This is a genomic window from uncultured Shewanella sp. (assembly GCF_947495455.1).
Taxonomy (GTDB): domain Bacteria; phylum Pseudomonadota; class Gammaproteobacteria; order Enterobacterales; family Shewanellaceae; genus Shewanella.
The window spans coordinates 18282-38241 of the sequence record NZ_CANLZC010000029.1 but is presented as its reverse complement, the minus strand read 5'-3'; the positions used below and the strand labels follow the sequence as shown (position 1 = coordinate 38241).

General features: G+C 40.2%; 21 protein-coding genes. 5 read left to right on the top strand and 16 right to left on the bottom strand.

All coding sequences use genetic code 11. From position 1 onward, the window contains the following. Positions 1 to 83: 83 nt before the first annotated feature. From fliN to fliE, 10 genes are all read right to left on the bottom strand, one after another. Positions 84 to 467, bottom strand: coding sequence for a flagellar motor switch protein FliN (gene fliN / locus Q0791_RS10080; RefSeq protein WP_299005621.1), 384 nt, complete (start codon positions 465 to 467; stop codon positions 84 to 86). A 112-nt stretch (positions 468 to 579) separates the two neighbouring features. Then, positions 580 to 1602: a flagellar motor switch protein FliM gene (fliM, locus tag Q0791_RS10075; protein WP_299005618.1), complete on the bottom strand. Its 1023-nt coding sequence runs from the start codon at positions 1600 to 1602 to the stop codon at positions 580 to 582. A gap of 37 nt (positions 1603 to 1639) precedes the next feature. Next, entirely contained in the window at positions 1640 to 2179 is a 540-nt protein-coding gene (locus Q0791_RS10070) for a flagellar basal body-associated FliL family protein (protein ID WP_299005615.1), read from the bottom strand. Positions 2180 to 2443: 264 nt separating this feature from the next. Continuing rightward, complete coding sequence (locus tag Q0791_RS10065; protein WP_299005610.1) at positions 2444 to 3976, bottom strand: flagellar hook-length control protein FliK; 1533 nt, start codon at positions 3974 to 3976, stop codon at positions 2444 to 2446. A 203-nt stretch (positions 3977 to 4179) separates the two neighbouring features. Next, positions 4180 to 4620 (bottom strand): flagellar export protein FliJ, encoded by a 441-nt coding sequence (gene fliJ, locus Q0791_RS10060; RefSeq protein WP_299005607.1) that lies wholly within the window; start codon positions 4618 to 4620, stop codon positions 4180 to 4182. A 70-nt stretch (positions 4621 to 4690) separates the two neighbouring features. Continuing rightward, positions 4691 to 6040 carry a flagellar protein export ATPase FliI gene (gene fliI, locus Q0791_RS10055; protein WP_299005605.1) on the bottom strand — a complete coding sequence of 450 codons (1350 nt, stop codon included), beginning with the start codon at positions 6038 to 6040 and terminating at the stop codon, positions 4691 to 4693. Beyond that, a complete protein-coding gene (locus Q0791_RS10050; protein ID WP_299005602.1) occupies positions 6037 to 6990 on the bottom strand; it encodes a flagellar assembly protein FliH in 954 nt (317 codons plus the stop codon). Before Q0791_RS10050 ends, fliI begins: the two co-directional genes overlap by 4 nt. Positions 6991 to 7281: 291 nt before the next feature. Continuing rightward, the gene (gene fliG / locus Q0791_RS10045; RefSeq protein ID WP_299005599.1) at positions 7282 to 8322 is read right to left on the bottom strand and encodes a flagellar motor switch protein FliG; all 1041 of its coding nucleotides are present in this window, start codon (positions 8320 to 8322) and stop codon (positions 7282 to 7284) included. Continuing rightward, positions 8315 to 10009, bottom strand: a complete 1695-nt coding sequence (gene fliF / locus Q0791_RS10040; protein WP_299005657.1) for a flagellar basal-body MS-ring/collar protein FliF — start codon at positions 10007 to 10009, stop codon at positions 8315 to 8317. The genes fliG and fliF overlap by 8 nt, the downstream gene beginning before the upstream one ends. A gap of 37 nt (positions 10010 to 10046) precedes the next feature. Then, a complete protein-coding gene (gene fliE, locus Q0791_RS10035) occupies positions 10047 to 10406 on the bottom strand; it encodes a flagellar hook-basal body complex protein FliE (RefSeq protein WP_299005596.1) in 360 nt (119 codons plus the stop codon). A gap of 329 nt (positions 10407 to 10735) precedes the next feature. Here fliE and Q0791_RS10030 point away from each other — a divergent pair, with 329 nt between their 5' ends. Both Q0791_RS10030 and Q0791_RS10025 read left to right on the top strand, forming a co-directional pair. Further along, complete coding sequence (locus Q0791_RS10030; protein WP_299005594.1) at positions 10736 to 11119, top strand: hypothetical protein; 384 nt, start codon at positions 10736 to 10738, stop codon at positions 11117 to 11119. A gap of 100 nt (positions 11120 to 11219) precedes the next feature. Next, on the top strand, positions 11220 to 11993 hold the full coding sequence (locus Q0791_RS10025) for a Zn-ribbon-containing protein (RefSeq protein WP_299005591.1): 774 nt from the start codon (positions 11220 to 11222) through the stop codon (positions 11991 to 11993). A gap of 5 nt (positions 11994 to 11998) precedes the next feature. Here the strand turns inward: Q0791_RS10025 and syd are convergent, their stop codons facing one another. After that, positions 11999 to 12658 (bottom strand): SecY-interacting protein, encoded by a 660-nt coding sequence (gene syd / locus Q0791_RS10020; protein ID WP_299005589.1) that lies wholly within the window; start codon positions 12656 to 12658, stop codon positions 11999 to 12001. A 59-nt stretch (positions 12659 to 12717) separates the two neighbouring features. On the opposite strand from syd, the gene queF reads away from it, so the two are divergent. Next, positions 12718 to 13578: an NADPH-dependent 7-cyano-7-deazaguanine reductase QueF gene (gene queF, locus Q0791_RS10015; protein ID WP_299005587.1), complete on the top strand. Its 861-nt coding sequence runs from the start codon at positions 12718 to 12720 to the stop codon at positions 13576 to 13578. A 93-nt stretch (positions 13579 to 13671) separates the two neighbouring features. On the opposite strand, the gene Q0791_RS10010 is transcribed toward queF, so the two are convergent. Together Q0791_RS10010 and Q0791_RS10005 are read right to left on the bottom strand one after the other, a co-directional pair. Then, the gene (locus Q0791_RS10010) at positions 13672 to 14271 is read right to left on the bottom strand and encodes a CHRD domain-containing protein (RefSeq protein WP_299005585.1); all 600 of its coding nucleotides are present in this window, start codon (positions 14269 to 14271) and stop codon (positions 13672 to 13674) included. Positions 14272 to 14329: 58 nt separating this feature from the next. Then, the gene (locus Q0791_RS10005; protein ID WP_299005581.1) at positions 14330 to 15013 is read right to left on the bottom strand and encodes an outer membrane beta-barrel protein; all 684 of its coding nucleotides are present in this window, start codon (positions 15011 to 15013) and stop codon (positions 14330 to 14332) included. Positions 15014 to 15920: 907 nt separating this feature from the next. On the opposite strand from Q0791_RS10005, the gene Q0791_RS10000 reads away from it, so the two are divergent. Next, the gene (locus Q0791_RS10000; protein WP_299005578.1) at positions 15921 to 16904 is read left to right on the top strand and encodes an MFS transporter; all 984 of its coding nucleotides are present in this window, start codon (positions 15921 to 15923) and stop codon (positions 16902 to 16904) included. 18 nt (positions 16905 to 16922) lie between these two features. Here Q0791_RS10000 and Q0791_RS09995 read toward each other — a convergent pair whose 3' ends face one another. After that, a complete protein-coding gene (locus Q0791_RS09995; protein ID WP_299005573.1) occupies positions 16923 to 17543 on the bottom strand; it encodes a hypothetical protein in 621 nt (206 codons plus the stop codon). Between the two features lie 569 nt (positions 17544 to 18112). Further along, complete coding sequence (locus tag Q0791_RS09990) at positions 18113 to 18463, bottom strand: rhodanese-like domain-containing protein (RefSeq protein WP_299005571.1); 351 nt, start codon at positions 18461 to 18463, stop codon at positions 18113 to 18115. 569 nt (positions 18464 to 19032) lie between these two features. On the opposite strand from Q0791_RS09990, the gene Q0791_RS09985 reads away from it, so the two are divergent. Then, entirely contained in the window at positions 19033 to 19491 is a 459-nt protein-coding gene (locus tag Q0791_RS09985; RefSeq protein WP_299005568.1) for a hypothetical protein, read from the top strand. Between the two features lie 109 nt (positions 19492 to 19600). On the opposite strand, the gene yqfB is transcribed toward Q0791_RS09985, so the two are convergent. Next, positions 19601 to 19927 carry a N(4)-acetylcytidine aminohydrolase gene (yqfB, locus tag Q0791_RS09980; protein WP_299005565.1) on the bottom strand — a complete coding sequence of 109 codons (327 nt, stop codon included), beginning with the start codon at positions 19925 to 19927 and terminating at the stop codon, positions 19601 to 19603. Positions 19928 to 19960: the final 33 nt, after the last annotated feature.

Genomic DNA, 19960 nt, shown 5'->3' with positions numbered 1-19960 from the left:
TTCATATCGCTAGCTGCCACTTCATTGTTAACTTGACTCGCAGCACTGTTGGCAACGAACAGGGTACTCATAGGCTCTCCGGGTTATTTAAGCTTTTTAATACGCTCAGTTTGGCTGATCACATCGGTTAATCGAATGCCAAATTTATCATTTACCACTACCACCTCACCATGGGCAATTAAGGTACCATTGACCATCACATCCAGTGGCTCACCTGCAATTCTATCAAGTTCTACAACCGAACCTTGATTTAATTGTAATAAATTTCGAATGCTAATATAACTGCGCCCAACTTCCATTGATATGGTTACCGGAATATCCATGATGGCATCAAGCTTTGCCGCCTCGTCATCGCTTAAGGTTTTTTTCCCCGTGGAAAAATCATCCAATGGCACTTTTTCAGTCTCATTTATTGCTTGCTCAGACATGGCCGCACTCCATTCATCCGTCACTGCTTCACCTTTCATTTCATCTCTGCCTTATTCTTTCAACTTAGCAATGGCTCATTATCGTCATTTCAGCTTTAATACACTCGGCAAAACATACTCTTCAAACCTGATTAAATATCCATAAATATCTCTAAATATCAAGAGTATCTCGCGTTCGTCCATGGCGTGTTACCAGTTGTAATTCCGATTTAACGGTTTCTGGTCTAGGAATTTTTTCGCAAATTTTTAACGCTAGATTTTCCCCCGAGCGACCCATTTTACAGCGATAACTCGGTAAATCTTCGACTTTTAATACCACATGCTCAGGTAATTCAACGGGAATCACATCCCCCTCATTAAGCTCAAAGACTTGCTTCAGGCTCATCTTATGCTCAACCACAGTGGCATTCATCGCCACATCTACATCCATGATCTCATCCCTTAATGCTTGAGACCAACGCATATCGGTATCTTGGGTATCACTTTGTACACCGGCGTCTAACAACTCCCTGATAGGTTCAATCATCGAGTAAGGCATAGTGATATGAAAATCCCCTCCGCCGCCATCCACTTCAATATGAAAAGAGCTCACTACCACCACTTCTGTGGGGCTGACAATATTTGCCATGGCGGGGTTCACTTCTGAATCTAAATACTCAAACTCAACATCCATCACTGGCGACCATGCTTCTTTATAATCTTCAAAAATAATTTTCAGCAGAAGCTGCACAATGCGTCGTTCGGTAGGCGTAAATTCACGCCCTTCAATTTTGGCATGAAACCGCCCATCCCCTCCAAAGAAGTTGTCGACTAAAATAAACACTAACCTCGCTTCCATAGTGATTAAGCCTGTTCCTTTTAACGGGCTAAAGCGCACCATGTTTAAGCTCGTCGGCACAAAAAGCGTATGAACATACTCACCAAACTTGAGCATTTGAACACCATTGATCGACACTTCTGCCGCTCGGCGCATCATGTTAAACATGCTGATCCGTAAATGGCGAGCAAAACGCTCATTTACAATTTCAAGGGTGGGCATACGGCCGCGAACGATACGATCTTGAGAAGAAAAATCATACGCGCGCAGATCTTGGTTAACGTCTGCCACCACTTCTTCTTCATCGACCCCGTGTAACAAGGCATCGATTTCATCTTGGCTCAATAAATCAGTCACAATTATGCCTATAAAATATTAAATACGATCCCATGTATTATTGAATAATAAAACCAGTAAACAATAACTTGTCTACAATTTTTTGTCCGGTTACTGGCTGTAAAGTATTTTGCAAATGTTGCAAAGCTAACTGGCGCATTGCTTCTTTTCCAGACTGAGTACTTAAACTTTGCAACTGGCTACGACTAAAGGTTGTGAGCAAGGCATCTTCTATGAGAGGAATATGCTTTCTCACTAACAGATCATGCTCTTCACCTCTGACTTGTAACTGCACTGTAATTTCAACTAATGCGGTGCGATGTTGTCCTGGCAAATTAAACAAAAATGGTCTCGGCATGGCCACATAAAACGCCTCTTGTTGGCGATTATCCATCACACTGTCTTCTATCGAGGCTGGGCTATCAGTGGGCTTACCTACAATCAACCAAGTCAGTACTCCCATCACCACAATGAGACTTGTGACTATCGCCCCTATAATAAAGGGCTTAGTCATTAAAAAATGTTTATTCCCCTTCAGGGCCGCTCCCCCTTTTCTGCCTTGTTCATTTTGCTCTAAGGTCAAAAACTCTTCTGCCATTCTCTTCCCTCTTCCTTAACGAATGTTCGACACCGTTTTTTATTCGACCAAACAGGTATCCTCTCTTAAACGCTTTAGGCATAATCATCGATTCCGTGTTTAAGAGTGTCGACTCCATTTTCTCCTCGGTTATTCAATTCGACTAAACAGGCATCCTCTCTTCAACGCTTCAGGCGTAATCATCGATTCCGTGTTTAAGAGTGTCGACGCCATTTTCTCCTCGGTTATTCAATTCGACCAAACAGGCATCCTCTCTTAAACGCTTTAGGCGTAATCATCGATTCCGTGTTTAAGAGTGTCGACGCCATTTTCTCCTCGGTTATTCAAAGCGTCGGTCCATAGTTCACTATCACTCTCAAAAGAAGCTTCTGAATTGCGCTTTGCTAAATCTTGTGCCGACAATATGTGCTCACCCCTTTGTTGTTGATCGCTCTCACTCTCTTGATGAGATTCTTGATAAGAGCCTTGATGGGAGTCTTGATAAGAGACTTGCCCCTCACTGAGCTGCATTCCTTGTTCTGCTAACATATCTTTTAAGCGCGGCAATGCTTGTTCGATGAGATCACGGGTTTGGGCTTGATTGACTTGAAATTGCACTTGAGTGGTATCACCTTGCACTTGAATTCTCACCATCATTTGCCCAAGCTCTGCGGGATCTAGCCTGATCTCTGCTTGCTGAACACCTTGGCTCACCATAGTCACTAATTGTTGTTGCATAGCAGGTGAAAAACGCATAATCATATTCTGCATGGAAGGAAGCGGATCTGTCGGGGTCTTCAGCGACAATGCGCCTTGTACATCAGTATTGAAAAGAGAGCGGGATTGTCCCTGCGTACTCTCCACAAAGCGCTCATTACCCTCTCTAGTGTTAAGGCTTAGCTGAGACAAACTGAGTTCACCCTTTAAGCGACTATCGGCACTCAATAGTCCACTCCTATTGTCACTTGAACTTTCACCAGAGCTTTCGCCTGCACTTTCTCCTGCAACAGTACTCGCCATCGTTGAGCCCATCGTTGAATCCATCTTTGAAATTAGTGCTGAGTTTAATCCTGAGCTTGATGCTGATGAAGCCTTATTTTCATCGACTAAGCCTTGCTTGACTTGCTCAGCCACATCGAGCGTCTCGCCACTGCGCCATTGACCTTGTGCATTTAAGCTCACCGCTTTTTGTATTGAATGTTCATTGGATTTAAAACCAGTAGACTGAGTCTCTAAGGCTGCCCTTTGACTTGCATCAAGACTACTTACTTTAAAAGTGCTGGCATCAAGAGCGCTGACATCCGCTCCTTTTGTATTAAGGGCACTTCCGTCAATATCTTCATTTAATTGACTCGCTAAGGTCAATTGAGACAAAAGCTGCGTGACTTTCACTTGGGCTTGGGCTTTTAAATCTGCTTCATTGAAGCTTGTTGCATTAACGCTCTCTTCTATATTATTGTTTTCTTGAGTCTTGTTTTCTTGAGCATTGTCACCTGCAACTTTTTTGTCTTCAATCCGCTTTTCTTCGATATCAGCCTGTGTATTTTTCTCTTCAAGGTCGCTTTGACTGTTTATTGATTTAAATGACCCATTAAGGTTCGTTTCGCTCACATGGCGCTTAGCCGCTTGATGGGGATCGCTAGCACTGATGACATCATAAGAGCTCGCATTGGCCGATACATTAGCCCTTGCTCCACTGCCAATTGCAGAAGATAAACGAGAAGAAAAATCAGCCTCCTTATGGGTATTGGATACCACTGGACCTCTTTCCCCTTTGAGCGCTAATCCTTTTATATTCACATTTATCATTTTTGCCATCACTCCCTCAATTCAGGCATTAACGGCCTTCAATATCAATACGCAACATAAAGCCACTTATTTGGCAATAAACGTCAAATTATCGGCTTACCTGACACTGAGCACTAACAAAAAAGCCCATAAAATCACTTAAACAAGTCTAATGCTAGCAAGTCTAATGCCAAGTCTTATTATCATTCCTTGTGCACTGCATATTATCGTCGTTAGTGACTTTTACGATAAAATTGCTGCATCGCAAACTCATCTGTCATTTTTTGCTCATACACATTGGCTTTTTGCTGCGCTTTTCGTGCCTGGTTTGCTAATAAAATACCAACGGCTTGATGCTTTTGCTGACAAGTCTGCCAATGACTTTGCCTGTGCTGCTTCATCATTGCCGTTTCCTTTACCGCCTTGAGCTGATTGGTAATGGCATCATCAATTTGTTTTACGAACTGGTGAAATTGATGATATTGGCTGGCAGTAATAGTGCTGCCTTGCTGACTTTCCATTTGTTTCATGTAATCAAGGCGATATTCTTGCAATGCATTGAGTTGATCTTGCTGTTTTTGCCACTCATATTGAGCATTTTTAAGCTGTAATCGCGCTTGCTCTTCAGCTTCAAAAGCTAATGTTAAGACTTTTTCTAACGGCTTGGCTTTCATTCATACATCCTTAAACAACTTACGAGACTTTACATTAGGCTTTACATTAGGCTTTACATTAGGCTTTACATTAGGCTTTACATTGCGCGGCAATTTGCGACAGCATCAAAGCACTGCTTGCAAAATCAATGGGATCATTCATATTTTGTCTTAAAAAGGCGTTCATCGCAGGTTGTAAGCGAATAGCATTATCCACTCTAGGATCGCTACCTTGGCTATAAGCTCCAATCGCGATCAAATCCTTATTTTGCTGATAAGCAGAGTACACTTGTTTCACTTTACGCATACTCTCTAAATGCTCATGACTTACCACCATAGGCGCCACTCGGCTGATGGACGCTTCAATATCAATGGCAGGATAATGACCGCTATCGGATAAGGCTCGAGACAAGACGATATGTCCATCTAAAATGGCACGAGAAGCATCGCTAATGGGATCTTGCAAGTCATCCCCTTCGGTTAACACCGTATAAAATGCGGTAATCGCGCCTTGTTGGCCTCCGCCATTACCGGCTCGCTCAACTAATTTAGGCAATTTTGCAAAAACCGAAGGTGGATAACCTTTCGTTGCAGGCGGTTCGCCAATGGCCAAAGCCATTTCACGTTGCGCCTGAGCGTAACGGGTCAAACTGTCCATTAACAGCAATACGCTATAACCTTGATCGCGAAAATACTCCGCAATGCGGGTAGCCGTTTCACAAGCTCTCAGGCGCATCAAGGGAGACGTGTCGGCAGGCGCTGCAACAACAACAGAGCGAGACCGTCCTTTTTCACCTAAAATTTCTTCAATAAATTCTTTCACTTCACGGCCACGCTCTCCCACTAATGCCACCACAATAATGTCGGCATTGGCCCCTTTGGTCATCATGCCCAATAGCACACTCTTACCCACTCCAGAGCCTGCAAACAACCCCATACGTTGTCCTTTGCCAACGGTTAACATGGCATTAATAGCTCGCACTCCCACATCCAATGGCTCGCTGATTGCGCGACGTGACAATGGATTAATGGTATTTGTGTGTGAAGGGACTTTATATTGAGTATTCAGAGGCCCTAAATCATCAATGACTCGACCACTGCCATCGAGTACACGGCCTAATAGTTCAATCCCCACATTCAAACTTTCTTGTTCGCCAATAGGCGTTACGCGCGCCCCTGGTAATACCCCGCGTAATTCTTCCACTGGCATTAAATACAACACGCCTTCATTAAAACCTATAACTTCAGCCATCAACTCACCGTATAAGGTTTCAATACTGCATAAACTGCCTATCGGCGCGCGGCAACCTCTTGCCTCTAATGTGAGTCCAACCACACGAATGAGTTGACCACTGGCTTGGGCGATAAACGTCGGCACTTTGCCTTGATAACTTTTTAAAGACGTTAATAAATGATGAGTACGAGAAGATAATGGATTCACACATCACTCTCTGTGCTATCTAAATTGGCAGCGATAGCAGAGACAGCATCAGTAAAGTCAGGATCATTAATTTCATGAGTCCTTGCTACACTTTGTTGAATATGCTGCTCTTTTTTTAATCTTAATGCCTTTTGTGCCTGTTCCCATTCACTAAACACTGTTTTTAAACGCTTTTCCAAACTCAAGTCCAATTCACTGGGCTCACAACGCATCATAAGTCCCCCTTGAGACACAGTGGGATCGTCTTCAATGTGCCAGGCTTGACTGGCTTGCTCCTTATTTTGAGCTTTGTTTTTATCTTTGTTTTTATCTTTGTTTTGATAAAACTGGCGAATAACGTCGCCATCGATGGGATTCACCCTTATAGTGATCTGCTCATTTTTGATGGGTAAGGCATTCAGTCCTTGGCGAAGCAAATGAAGAATATGCTCTTGCGTCAAGGTGAGTTCGTGCATGATCACCCCTTCGGCCAATTGCTTGACTAAACTGATTAATTGCCATTCAATCTCAAGATCCAGTATGGCCAACGGCTGAGTAAATTGTGCTAATAAGGCCTCAAACTGCGCAATTTTGGCTTGAGCCTGCTTCATACCCTCTTCATAACCTTGAGCTTCACCTTGTACAAAGCCTTCTTTATGTCCTTGCTCTAGGCCAGTCAATCGTCCTATCTCTAACCCTTCTCCAAAACCTTGTGCTTTACCATGTTCAAAGCCCGCTTGCTGCGCTTCTTGTTGAATGGCTTCAATTTCACTTAAGGTGGGCGGCAATATGCTTTCTTCTTGCTCCTTTGACTCAATGTCCACATCTGTTGACGCTCTTGTAGACACGCTTGTAGACACTGGGGAGGCTTGACGACCAAAAATATCAGCCGCATCTTCATCAGTGCAAAGGGTTACATCGGGAAGTTCCCAATGACTAAATTCACTATTAAAAACATCATTAGCCGACATTGCTACCTCTCATCGAACCATAAACATAGCACTCTCTCGGCTACACTCCCAGCAGTTCCCAATGACTAAATTCGCTATTAAAAACATCATTTAAAAACATCATTTAAAAACATCATTTAAAAACATCATTAGCTAACATGGACATCTGTCATCAAAGCATAAACGTAGCACTCTCTCGATTACACTCCCAACAGTTCCCAATGACTAAATTCGCTATTAAAAACATCATTAGCTGACATTACTACCTCTCATAGAGCGCTCCCTACAACACAATTATTCTCTTAAGGCTGATTATAAATACTCATCATTACCAGCAGTTGTCAGCATAAGCTCGCCACTTTCACTTAAGCGCCGTGCAATAGATAAAATCTCTTTTTGTGCAACTTCGACTTCACTTATTCTTATTGGGCCCATGGCCTCTAAATCATCACGCAACAGCTCAGCTGCACGTTTAGACATATTATTGAGCATCTTATCTCTGAGCTGATCATCCGCCCCTTTCAATGCTTTTAACAATACATCTTGCTGCACTTCTCTGAGTAAAACTTGAATCCCCATATCATCAACAATATTGAGATTTTCAAAAACAAACATCAGATCTTGGATCTGCTGCGCCATTTCCTCGTCAGCTTCGCGCATGGTACTCATCAAATGGCTTTCCACTCCAGTATCTAAGTAATTCATAATATTGGCCGCCGCTTTTAACCCTCCCATTTTGGCCGCCTGGGCACCACCTTGCCCAGCAAACTGTTTCTCCATAATGTCATTAAGCTCTTGCAGCGCAGCGGGCTGCACCTCTTCAAGGTTGGCTATGCGCATCATTAAATCTAAACGAGTATTTTCAGGAAATTGTGCAAAGATTTCTGCGGCTTGATCCGGATCCAGATAAGACAACACTATGGTTTGTATTTGCGGATGCTCATTTTGAATAATGTTTGCCACTTGACGCGCATCCATCCATTTAAGTGAGTCAAGCCCTTTGGCTCCACTGCCCATAATAATTTGATCGATCAAATTGCCCGCTTTATCTTCACCAAGCGCTGCGGTTAGTGCTTTACGCACAAACTCTTCACTATTAAAACCAATGGAGGAGTATTTTTGAATGTCATCCAGAAACAATCTGTGCACGCCAATCACTTTTTCTTGACCAAAATCTTCCATGCTCGCCATCGCCATACCGACTTTTTGAACTTGCTTAGGCTCTAAATGCTTTAAAATCGATGCGGCATCGGCTTCACTCAAACTCAGTAATAAAATGGCCGTTTTTTCAATACCAGTCAGTAAACTAATATCATTACCGATTTTACTCTCTGTCGTCACTTCATTACTCATCGTTTAATAACCAGTTTTTCACAACTTGAGTGGATAGTTCGGGTTCATTGGCCACAATGGCACGAATGGCTTTGATTATGTCATCATCTTTATGGAGATCAGGAATGAGAATCGAACCATCATCGGCATAACTGTATTGCGCATTAGGCTTTTCTAACATGCCTAAGGTATCTGCTGCATATTGATCTTCAATTTCAGCCAACTCATCCCCTTTGGTTTTTTCATCAAGCAATAGCGTTTCATTGGGATACAAGAGCCGTTTGAGCATAGGTCTTATCACTGCCAAAATAAGCACTAGCACGACTAAGGCACCAAGCAATAATTTCATCCCACGCCAAAACCAAGCTTGCTCCCATAAAGCTTGTTCAATTGGCTCTAGCATTAATTGATTTAAAAAGGGCACACTGACCACTTCAATAATATCGCCACGCTGAGCATTAAAACCTATGGCGCCTTCAAGTAAACGTCGAATGCTCGCAAGCTCAGCATCTGTTCGTGGCACACGGTTGACACTGCCATCTTCAAGAGCTTGACCCGTTTTAAAATCAATGGCGACAGACACACTCACGCGGGTTAATGTGCCCACTTGTTGCCGAGTGTGGCTAATGGTGCTATCAAGTTCAAAATTGCGGGTTGCTTCTTTGTGAGTCGTTCCCGTTTGATTGAGCGTATTATCAAATTGCTCCGCCTCTTCAGGAATTTGCGAGTCCATGGGAGGTTGATTCGACAAGGCTCCAGGGATCCCCCCATTCATCCTTCCTAAGGTATTATTTTCAACAATCATTTCACTGCGCAAAGAAGATTGCTGAGGATTATAGCGCTTTGCTGTTTGCTCAACCGCAGTAAAATCCATGGTGACATCGACTTGAGAGGTAAAATTTTCAGGCCCCAAAATCGGCATTAAAATGGATTCTATTTTATGTCGATATTCTGCTTCTTTTTGCTGCACAAGTTCTTGCTCTCGACGGGCTATTGCTGATGCCCCATCTTGGCTTCCTGAATTGAGTAAACGACCATTGGCATCGGTCACTGTGACTTTTGTGGGCGTCAAATCATGGACGGCAGAAGCGACAATATCGACAATAGCATCGATTTCTTCTTGCCCAAGCTGGCGTTTACGCGTACTAATAACAACCGTCGCACTGGGTTTAGCGCGATTTCGAGCAAAGACATTTTCTTTGGGTAACGCCAATATCACTTTGGCTTTGTCGACATTTTTGAGCGCCTCAATGGCGCGAGCTAAGTTCAGTTCTTGACTGTATTTCAACCTCGCGCGTTCCATACGTTGGCTGACACCAAACCCACTATCTTGATTTAAAAAGTCTTCATTTTCACTGCTATTATCGATACCTGCACGGCTTAAGAACAATTTCACCTCTTGATATTGCTCCTCTGGCACTTTGACTAAATCACCTTGAATTTGATATTCAATATTTTGTTTGTCTAATTCATCAAGAACACGGATCATTTCCTCTGTGTTCATTTTGCCTAATGGACGAAATTCACTCTCTTGTGCCCAAAATAAAATGACAACGACTAAGGCAAAACAAATCGCCAAGGCTAGAATCATCGTCACTTGCCTTAACATATCACTGCCACCGAGACGACTCAAAAAGTCTGCTTTGTCGACTGTCGACTCATTCCCCTGATTGCTGGCGCTTAAAGCGGGATCATTATTCGCCACCATATCATTACTCACAATCGCTTTTCATCCTCAACATCCATCAAACGGGCATACTCATAATTTCTTTGTAAGCATCCACTAACTTATTTCTCACTTGTATTGTCGCTTCAAACGCCACACTGGCTTTTTCTCGTGCAATAACAGTATCCGTTAACGTGACACTAGGATCCCCACTATCCAGCTTATTGGACATTTGACTCCCATTGGACTGCAAACTATTCACCTTTCCTATGGCTTGAGTAAGTAATTGCTCAAAATCGCTACCCGCTGTATTTTGCACTGACTGCGTCATGTTTGGCAGAACACTGGGGGGGTCTATTTCATTTGTTCTCGTCGCGGTACTTAGTTGCTCACTCAGTGCCTGCATTTCTTGCAGTAATGGATTGCTATTCAATTGCATTTTCTCTCCTTAACAGCCATTTGCTCACGCTAGATCCCCATCAACTCATCACGCTATCTTTTTTAATACAACAGCGCTTTGAAACGATCCCTTTCAAAGCAATAGCACACGCTATGAACGCTAATGCGACAAAAAATTGACACCTTAGTTACGGTTTGTCGCTATTTTCAGCTCGTTAAGCAAGTAGCAATATCTCGGCCACTTTTAAAAAACCTTTAGCAATAAACTCAGAAAAAATACCAATACTCAAAAAAGGCCGTTTATAAAATCAAACTAAACATGTTAATATTTGAGAAAATTTGACATAAACCTTGCTTACCGAGAACACCATGGATCCGCTAGACACCATCATTACTACCGCACATGATATTGCCAGTCGCGGAAAGTCGCCCAGTTTAGCCTTAATTAAACGCCAACTTGGCACTCAATATTCAATGCCGACGCTCATTCAAGGCTTACAGCAATATAAGGCTATGTCAGAGCAAGAAAAACACGCATTATCTCAAAATATTCAGATCTTAAAAAATCAGCACAATGAAAACGAGATCACCAATGCGCTAAATCACATCGATAACCCCATCAATACACAAATACAAGAAATGATGACTCAGTTACAGCAACACGTCAGTGTGCTCACCACTCGACTCGATGCATTAACCCAAGAACACGCAATATTAAAAGAAAAAGTGGCTCAGCTTGAAAAGAACAAATAGCCCCTAAAGCATCAACTGACCTAAGCTCAGATTAACGACCAATAGACATGCATTAAGAGCCCCTCGGGCGGCCATCAATACTCAACAGGAAACAAGACCCATGCAAGTTATGGAACTCAGGTTTGAGTGCTTTGCTGACACCACATTGACTGCAGCAGAAAAAGCCATCAATCACCTACTAGAAGCACTGCGCGCTAATGGGCAAATATTAGGCCGAGAATTTGCGGTAGCCTTTAACGAAGGAGAATTTAAAGTCAGGCTATTAATGCCAGAAAAAAACAGTCTCAGTCATAAATACCATAGTCCCTGGGTCAAGCAGGCTTGGTCAGCACTCACAGAGGCAAAACTCTTAGCCCCTAGAGAGAAGTATATTGGCCAAGATATTAATTCTGAAGTCAGTTGCACTCAAGTGCCTTCTTGGCAAATTATTTACACTAGCTATGTACACATGTGCTCACCTCTTCGCAGTGGTGATACACTACAACCCATTCCACTTTATCACATACCAGCCACCTTTAATGGGGATCATAAACGCATTATCCGCTGGCAAACAGAATGGCAAGCTTGCGATGAGCTACAGATGGCGGCAGGCTGCAAAGCTGAATTTGCCAACTTAAATGAACTCACCCATCACCAAAGCGATTTATTTAGACGAGGTTGGGACATTAGAGGAAGAATTGAATATCTCACTCAAATTCCCACTTATTACTACTTATATCGCGTTGGGGGCGATAGCTTAAAAACCGAAATGAACCGACCTTGCCCCCGTTGCGGCAACCCTGATTGGCGAGTCGACACGCCCCTGTTAGATCTCTTTCACTTTAAATGTGATGACTGCCGAATTGTCTCAAATATATCATGGGATTATTTGTGATCTTATCAGCCTTTATTACGTAAGTACTGATACATAGTTTTTAGGCGTTGCCAAATCCCCGGATGATCCGCCGCGCCCTCTAAGCCAGTGTCTAATTCATCATACACTTTGGCAGCCGCCACCCTAGGCGTCAATTGACTCAAAAAATCATCAACACTACTGGCTAGCTGTATGGATTGCACCTCCCCAGGCTTTTCTATCCATACACTGCCTGTTTCATTATTGACTGTGATCATAGTATCCCCTTCCTCCATGACGCCAATAAACCAAGTTAACGGTTGTTTTAACTTTCTCTTCATCATGAGATGACCAATGATATTTTGCTGTAAGCATTCAAAATCATTTTGGTTCCATGGTTGTAAAACTTCTCCTGCCCCCCATTGAGAATGAAACATTAATGGGCCTGAAAAAAAATGACCATAGAATCCATTAATATCGGAATGTAAGCGAATATCCAGTGCACTGGCAACATTATCAAAATTGCCCACCTGATCTCTTACGACACTCACCCATTGAACTGGCATATTCTCATCCAGATCTGTTTCTTGCACGATACAAGCAGAATCTTCCCCTTGAGCATAAAAACGGGGAAACTCATCACATTCTTCTTGATAGATTGCTTGATAGCGTTTTAAAAAATTTGTTAATGCGGATAAAGAAGACACTGAGGATGATTCCAAAATCAGTTATAATGTTGGCCTATTTTGACACGGAAATTGTATTGATGACACAAGATCATGATCCCTACGGTGATGCTCATGAACTTTCAGAGCTAACACTGGGTAAAACAAGCGAATACCAATCTAAATATAACGCCAGCCTTTTACAAGGTGTACCTAGAACATTAAACCGAAATGCCATTGCCCTCGATGCTGATAACTTACCTTTTCATGGTAGCGATATTTGGACAGGCTATGAATTATCTTGGCTTAATACCAAAGGCAAGCCTATGATCGCCATTGCTGAATTTTCGGTACCTTTTGACAGTGATAATCTTGTTGAATCAAAATCCTTTAAACTCTACCTCAACAGTTTTAACCAAACACATTTTGACAGCGTGGCCGCCGTTCGCGATACCTTAATTCGAGATCTTAGCGCCTGTGCAAAAAGTGATGTTAGCGTGACGATTATTGAGCCTAGACTCTTTTCAAATCAACGGATCATCAACCTTCCCGGTACTTGTATTGATCATTTAGATATCGAAATTGACAACTATGACTTTAATCCTGAGTATCTGCAAAACAGTACCGATGAGAAAACCTTAGTCGCTGAAACCCTTAATTCAAATTTATTAAAATCTAATTGCTTGATCACCAGCCAACCAGACTGGGGCAGCGTCATGATCCGTTATCAGGGGCCTAAAATCGATAGAGAAAAACTATTGCGCTATTTAATTTCATTTCGTGAACACAATGAATTTCATGAACAATGTGTCGAGCGAATTTTTGTCGATTTAAAGCGCTTTTGTCAATGTACAAAGCTAACCGTTTACGCCCGTTATACCCGCCGTGGTGGTTTAGATATTAACCCCTATCGCAGCGATTTTGAAACGCCATCAGATAATCATAGAGTGGCTAGACAGTAGTAATCTTCACTTCAGCATTCACTTTGCTTGTCTATTTCAATGACCCTACATGGACCTACATGGACCTACATGCAATAGACAAGCAATAATTTTTTAATTCAAAATGTTAATATATCCATTAATTTCGCCTTTCATATTCAGCTTAGTATGCAAATTGATATTCATTTTTCCTGTTTTTAAGGCTTCAATAGCACTTGGTTCCATATGTTCCCATTTACCTTTGAGATAACCACTATTACCCGATGGGCATGTTTTTTCCAGCCCTTTTCGGCCCTGATTATCTTTTGTGTTAGGCCAATCTTTCACTATTCCCGGTTTTTCTGGTTGCCCACAAATCGTTTGAACAATGGGATTACCTTGTGTATCTTTTGAATGAAAATGTGCCATCACTACCCCTTCACCGGATAACCCTGTATAACTAATAAGAAAGTGTAAATTGGCTTTTTCAACATCATAACTCAATACCGCCGCGCCCATCGCCCCCTTAGGTGTATTAGACTCAACCGCTTTTCCATCTAGATCTTTTTCTAATTGCGGCGATAAATCCACTTCATAAGTGATGAAGCCATTCTGTGCAGCTTGCCCTTCAGCATTTCCCCCTTTATGCCCATGAGCTTGCACAGCACTTATGCGAGTAAATAGCAATACACAACTGAAGAATGCGAGTAATAATATCTGTTTAATTGTTTTCATAAATATCCTTTTATAGATTAATGCGGTAAACTAATAATTGAATCATTTGAACAAACTTTTAAAATCGATAACGCATATTCATACCAAAACTATTGACTTGGTAATACATAAAATCCTTATATCCACTATCATTTTCTATCTCATAACTCAACTCATTAGAATTAAGGTGCTTATACTCAAGACTCATTTTTAGCTTTGAATTAATATCATAGCTAAAACCAAGAGTAAATTGATATGCCATCACATAATCATCTTGAGAGACATAATTATTAATATCCATATTGACACCAATTAACCCCATTCCCACACCGATAAAAGGTTTAATTGGCAGTTCCTTTATTTTCCAATCATAATAAAGATTACCTAAATAAGTTGTCGCGCTGCTTTTACTTGTTGCTAGAGATGAAGTCCCCGTTTGTGATGTTTTCATATCATTATTATAATGATCAATACTGAAAGCCATTCGCCATTCATGTGCTTGATACCCTATCGCTCCTCCAAAATTTAGTCCTGGATCATAGCTCATCTGTAACCCACCACCTATGCCTCTCACTGTCACATCACCATTGTAATAAACATTCTGATTAAATTGAAAATTTGCGCCAACAGATAATTGAGCGTATACCCACTTCCCACCCATTCTACTAGGGCCAGTTCTATGGTGATCCGCTATTGCTATACTGGAAAAAACACAAGCAAAAAAATAACCAGAAACTAGCATCAATACCTTTATACCCTTCATTCTCATACTCCCTTATTTGCCTGAACTGCCAATAGCCAAAAATATAAAATGACTTTTATTAAAACAGACTCCTGATTAAACAACATATGGAGAACATTTTAAATAACACAAAAGGTACTCATCAAATGTACTAGAAAACATTATCCATTGACTCTAAATAAACAATAAGTATTATAATGACCAATATAAAAAGTATTAGTTTATAAATAGCCACTTTCAATTTGAATTATCAATAACGACAACTGAGTATTCGTTTTAAAGATAAAAGGTATTATGCTTTATTTGATGACCCTAACTGGAAGGGCACCAATAGTTATGATGATATATTTCCTTGTACTACTAACTGATATCAATTCGCTAAAGACAGCATAAAATTAACCGTTCAAAAAGGGGGATCTTTGATAGATCACTTCAAGGCACCTTATATGAAAAATTTATTCTTGATAATGCTTTCAAATATCCCTGTAAAGTTTCGCTTTCACTTTTAATACGCACCCACTCTGTCATACAGCAACAGTTCACGTGCCATACTCTTTATTTTTTACCTTTATGATGTCTGTGTTACTGATTATTCTATTTTGCTGGACTATTTGAAGCACTTGGCTCAATGTAGGTTCAAATGATGAACTTGATTTAAAGTGACCCAATACCTTCAGTCTTGTTAGCCTGCCGCCATAGTGATAGTGTTTGTTATCGGCCCGAAGTGGTTATAAGCTATCTCAACACTTCCCTTATTATTTTATACTCACCCATCAATAACACCATTAAAATTAGAATGTTACACAATAATTCAATATCTAGATTAAAAAAATATCGTAAGATACGCTTTTTAAACTGGCTCCTCGGAAAATTAAATGGCCGAAAAAACAAATTAAAATAATCAGTTAGCCAAATCCCTAATAAAAAAATGCTGGTGTTACTGTATGGCTATTGGAGACTGACCTCTATTTTTCTATTTTGGGCTGCGATGCTAAAAGCCACTCGAGAATGGGGAAACGAATCTAACCAAGGTCGCGCTTTTGGATTACTCGATGGCGGCCGAGGCTTAATCGCCGCCATTGTCGCCTCTATCGCTGTTTTATTACTGAGCCAGCTTATTCCTACTAGCTTAACGCAAGCCACTTTACAACAGCAAACCCATGCTTTTAAACAAGTCATTTATTTTTATACTAGTATGACTATTATCAGTGCATGCTTAGTCTGGTGTAGTATTCCAAATGTTAAAGCCTTCAAGACTAAAACAGTACGCCTATCTATTTTCAACAACTTAAATATTGTTAAACAACACAATGTTTGGTTGCAAGCAACTATCGTTGTTAGTGCTTATTGTGGTTACAAAGCTATTGATTATTATAGTATATATGCTGTTGATATTTTAAAGCTTGACCCATTAGATTCAGCAAGTCTCATTTCTCTATCAGCTTATTTACGCCTCATTGCAGCCATAACAGCAGGCTACCTTGCCGATCGTTTTTCTGCCAGTAAAGTCATTTCTATCAGTTTTAGACTCATGGCTATCAGTTACCTTACTTTGAGCTTAAGCTCTCCTTTGTCACTCAATAGTCAGATTATCTACTTAACCTTAGACCTCACTTTTATCACAGTCTTTGCCGTTAGAGCTATTTATTTTGCCCTACTGGAAGAAAATAAAATCTCTCGATATCAAACAGGGATCACTATCGGTTTAATCTCTGTCATAGGTTTTACCCCAGATGTGTTTTTTGCACCGATAGCAGGGTATTTACTGGACACTTATCTAGGCATAATAGGTTACCAATATTTATTTTCATTGCTCTTGTTGTGCGCCTTCATTGGCATGATAACAAGCCTCTATTTAAGAAGCCATATCAAAAAACAGTCACTGAAAATTCCCATAATGATTGAAATATAAAACTAAAAAAATTTGAAATCACCCCAACATATTCAGTCCGCTATCATTAATTGAAATTTCGGAAGAATATAAGGCAGTCTCGTGATCGGCTAAATAGGCGCCTGCTTGGGTTATTTTTGCTTCAGCCGACTCTATTCGTGTTACGATATCATCAATGGCTGTGGTTTTTGTTTCAACAGCAGTCACTGTTGTTCCAATTTTAGTCAGGGTTGAATCTATCCTATTGACCGTTGTATCAATTTTTGCTGAATGGGCGGTAACTTTCGAATTAATCGCTCTGACTTCTTGTTCTAATGCTTCCAAGCTAGACAAAGCTGCTTTTTCTTCTGCTGCAACTACTTTAGTACGCTCTCCAAACAAACTATCCGCTTGAAGCTTAACTTCAGATGATTTAACTTCTAAAACGGTTCCAGTATAAGAGCAGGTTAAAAAATTTGCGTTATAACTAAATTTAGCCGCAACATTGAGTTCAAACTTCAAACCTAAAGTCGCTTCAACCGAAGTTGATACTTTTAAATTATTATATTCACCTAAGGTAATCGAGGTATAGCTACCAAAGGTATAAACTAACGTACACTCAGCAACAATCTTCATCCCTAAAAAATCACTTGTTGTTGTGCCATCGATCTCTGTCGACATAGGAATCCCCCAATTTTATTATTTTTATGAATAACAAACACTGAATTGTGTTTTGTCAGTTCATCCTTGTGCTCAATAAATAAGCGCTCTTAAATTAACCAACCCTAATATTAAGAAGTGTAACACCAAAGTACATAAGACCAAAGTACAACCCTGTAAGCTTACTCGAATTAAAATAGCCAGAACAACATAGTTAAACCAACAGGGTAAAATATTAAAATATATGAAAGACAATAGATTACAAATAAATAGGGTGGAAGATAAAACATTGACTTATTTAATGCATTGAAAAAATGAATGATTAATTATTCTTCACATTAAAAATTTCCTTTTTCTCTCTTATTTTAAACGATTCAGAAGACTATTCTAATATTATTCCAACATGATAATTTTTATCTTATCTTTACACTTAAAAAGAAACCTATAATATTTTGTATTTTTTTTAAAATTTAAAATAAGAAAAATTAAGATTAAACTCAGATTCAACCTTAATTTTCACAAAAAACTCAGCAATGGAAAATATCATTTTTTACCACAACTTTGTTAGAATCATAATATCTATAATCCTATCAATCAAAAGCCGCTTTGATATCCTCATATTTTGCAACAATTGCATGCACATTAGTGTAACCCATTTTCTGCAATGATAAGGCAGCTAACGTTGCTCTACCGCCACCGGCGCAATGTACTAAGATTAGCGTACTTGGATCGGTAAATAAGCTTGGCATTTTCATTTCGATTAGTCCCCTAGGAATATTCAGTGACCCATCCACTGCTGATTTTAAAGCCGCATCACTTTCCCTGACATCCAAAATCACCTTGACTTCAGAACGTTCATGTAAGGCCTTTGCCGCAGCAATATCAATGCAACTTACCTGTAACTTCGCTTCATCGATTAATATATCAGCTGTTTTAATCATCTCTCATCCTTTTATCCATTAAACAAATATCGTTTACATTATACCAATTCCATTATATAAGTGATCTTTCAGCGGGAATTCAACATGCTGTAGGCAAGGTCGTTAATTGCTTCATGCATTAACAGACAGTCCCACCATCCATGGTGATCGCAGATGATTGAAGCTAATAGTGATCCTCGGCTTGGGTTCAAACGTCGCCCTACCTCCTTCATCCATGAAGTCGTATATCAAAAGCAGCTAAGTCACATAAAGTATGTTGAAACCCGCACAAAGTGAGCTACTCAGACATTCCACTTCTGCGTTGCATTCATTTGAAAGGGATCACCATTACAGCATAAATGCGCCTTGAATTGAAAAGCCTGAGAAGCTCTGAATTGCTCATCTATATAATAGAATTGGTATTACTTATATCCACTATAGAAAACGATTCTGTTAACGCTAACACAAAATAAAAACCCTTAACAAATACCTTCCATGACAAAAAATAACCTAGAATAAATAGGCTTAAATAATATATACTTAACGAAAGTCTTCCCTTTTTGTTTTTTCATCTTTAAACTAAGGTACAAATGAATAAATTGCACTTACTCATCCTTTTTTTACCTTTCTTATTTTCCTGCACCAAAGGCGCCATCTACCCACAAGATTTTTCAGGTAAAATTACGGATTCCTTTACGACGTCTATTGCTAATAATGGCTTAAAATTGTTTACTTATCGTGTGTCTCTATCTTCTATGAGCAATAGCACGCCGAATGTAAACTCTCCCTCAAATGGTTTAGCGCAAAAACACAAACAGCGAAATGATCAATTACCTTCAAAAATACAAAGAAAGCAAAATGACGTATCCACCGAATTACTCACAGAACAAACCGAATTAGGCCTTAAAAAAACATTGGAAATGACAGACTTTTGCCATACAGGCTATATTGAACTCGATCGGCTTATTGAAGATGAACGTGGCATGATAAGAGGAGAGTGTTTAGAAGGGGCTAATACACTCGATAAACAAAAGTTTGACAGCCTATAATTATATCGCTAAATCAATATAAGTACCTGAGTTTACGTTATTCGGCATTTAGTGTTAATATTGGCCGCTCATACGATGTTGATAATTAAATAGTATATACCCGTGATAGTTAGAATGCTTCAACCAGGCTAAATTCAATCATAAATAACGAACTGATCCCAGGATAAATATCTTGGATCAGGCTTTTTAATTGCGTTAATGTCATATTTTCTTGCTCGGCATGCCTCTGTGTTAACGCATCAAAGTCAATATCCGTTGTTCTTTCAACCAAAATACTGCAAAAGCACTTACCTGTTTCTAGTGCGACCACATTCAAAATTTGACCGACTTTAAAATGGGATTCTGATGCATCACGTAAGGTTATTGTTTTTCGTTTTGCCAATATATCCACTTCAAATCGTTCAAAAAAAGAGATACTTTTTACTAATTCTGTCATTGTTCCTATTCCTCTTACGAAACCGTCGTTAAG

Coding starts and splice junctions, on each gene's coding strand:
- Q0791_RS10070 (WP_299005615.1), bottom strand. CDS start 2,179: ATGGCAGAAGAGTTTTTGACCTTAGAGCAAAATGAACAAGGCAGAAAA.
- fliN (WP_299005621.1), bottom strand. CDS start 467: ATGAAAGGTGAAGCAGTGACGGATGAATGGAGTGCGGCCATGTCTGAG.
- yqfB (WP_299005565.1), bottom strand. CDS start 19,927: ATGACAGAATTAGTAAAAAGTATCTCTTTTTTTGAACGATTTGAAGTG.
- Q0791_RS10025 (WP_299005591.1), top strand. CDS start 11,220: ATGCAAGTTATGGAACTCAGGTTTGAGTGCTTTGCTGACACCACATTG.
- fliE (WP_299005596.1), bottom strand. CDS start 10,406: ATGCAATTGAATAGCAATCCATTACTGCAAGAAATGCAGGCACTGAGT.
- fliJ (WP_299005607.1), bottom strand. CDS start 4,620: ATGAAAGCCAAGCCGTTAGAAAAAGTCTTAACATTAGCTTTTGAAGCT.
- Q0791_RS10000 (WP_299005578.1), top strand. CDS start 15,921: ATGCTGGTGTTACTGTATGGCTATTGGAGACTGACCTCTATTTTTCTA.
- fliF (WP_299005657.1), bottom strand. CDS start 10,009: ATGGTGGCGAATAATGATCCCGCTTTAAGCGCCAGCAATCAGGGGAAT.
- Q0791_RS10050 (WP_299005602.1), bottom strand. CDS start 6,990: ATGTCGGCTAATGATGTTTTTAATAGTGAATTTAGTCATTGGGAACTT.
- queF (WP_299005587.1), top strand. CDS start 12,718: ATGACACAAGATCATGATCCCTACGGTGATGCTCATGAACTTTCAGAG.
- Q0791_RS10005 (WP_299005581.1), bottom strand. CDS start 15,013: ATGAAGGGTATAAAGGTATTGATGCTAGTTTCTGGTTATTTTTTTGCT.
- Q0791_RS09985 (WP_299005568.1), top strand. CDS start 19,033: ATGAATAAATTGCACTTACTCATCCTTTTTTTACCTTTCTTATTTTCC.
- Q0791_RS10010 (WP_299005585.1), bottom strand. CDS start 14,271: ATGAAAACAATTAAACAGATATTATTACTCGCATTCTTCAGTTGTGTA.
- Q0791_RS10030 (WP_299005594.1), top strand. CDS start 10,736: ATGGATCCGCTAGACACCATCATTACTACCGCACATGATATTGCCAGT.
- Q0791_RS09990 (WP_299005571.1), bottom strand. CDS start 18,463: ATGATTAAAACAGCTGATATATTAATCGATGAAGCGAAGTTACAGGTA.
- fliG (WP_299005599.1), bottom strand. CDS start 8,322: ATGAGTAATGAAGTGACGACAGAGAGTAAAATCGGTAATGATATTAGT.
- Q0791_RS09995 (WP_299005573.1), bottom strand. CDS start 17,543: ATGTCGACAGAGATCGATGGCACAACAACAAGTGATTTTTTAGGGATG.
- Q0791_RS10065 (WP_299005610.1), bottom strand. CDS start 3,976: ATGGCAAAAATGATAAATGTGAATATAAAAGGATTAGCGCTCAAAGGG.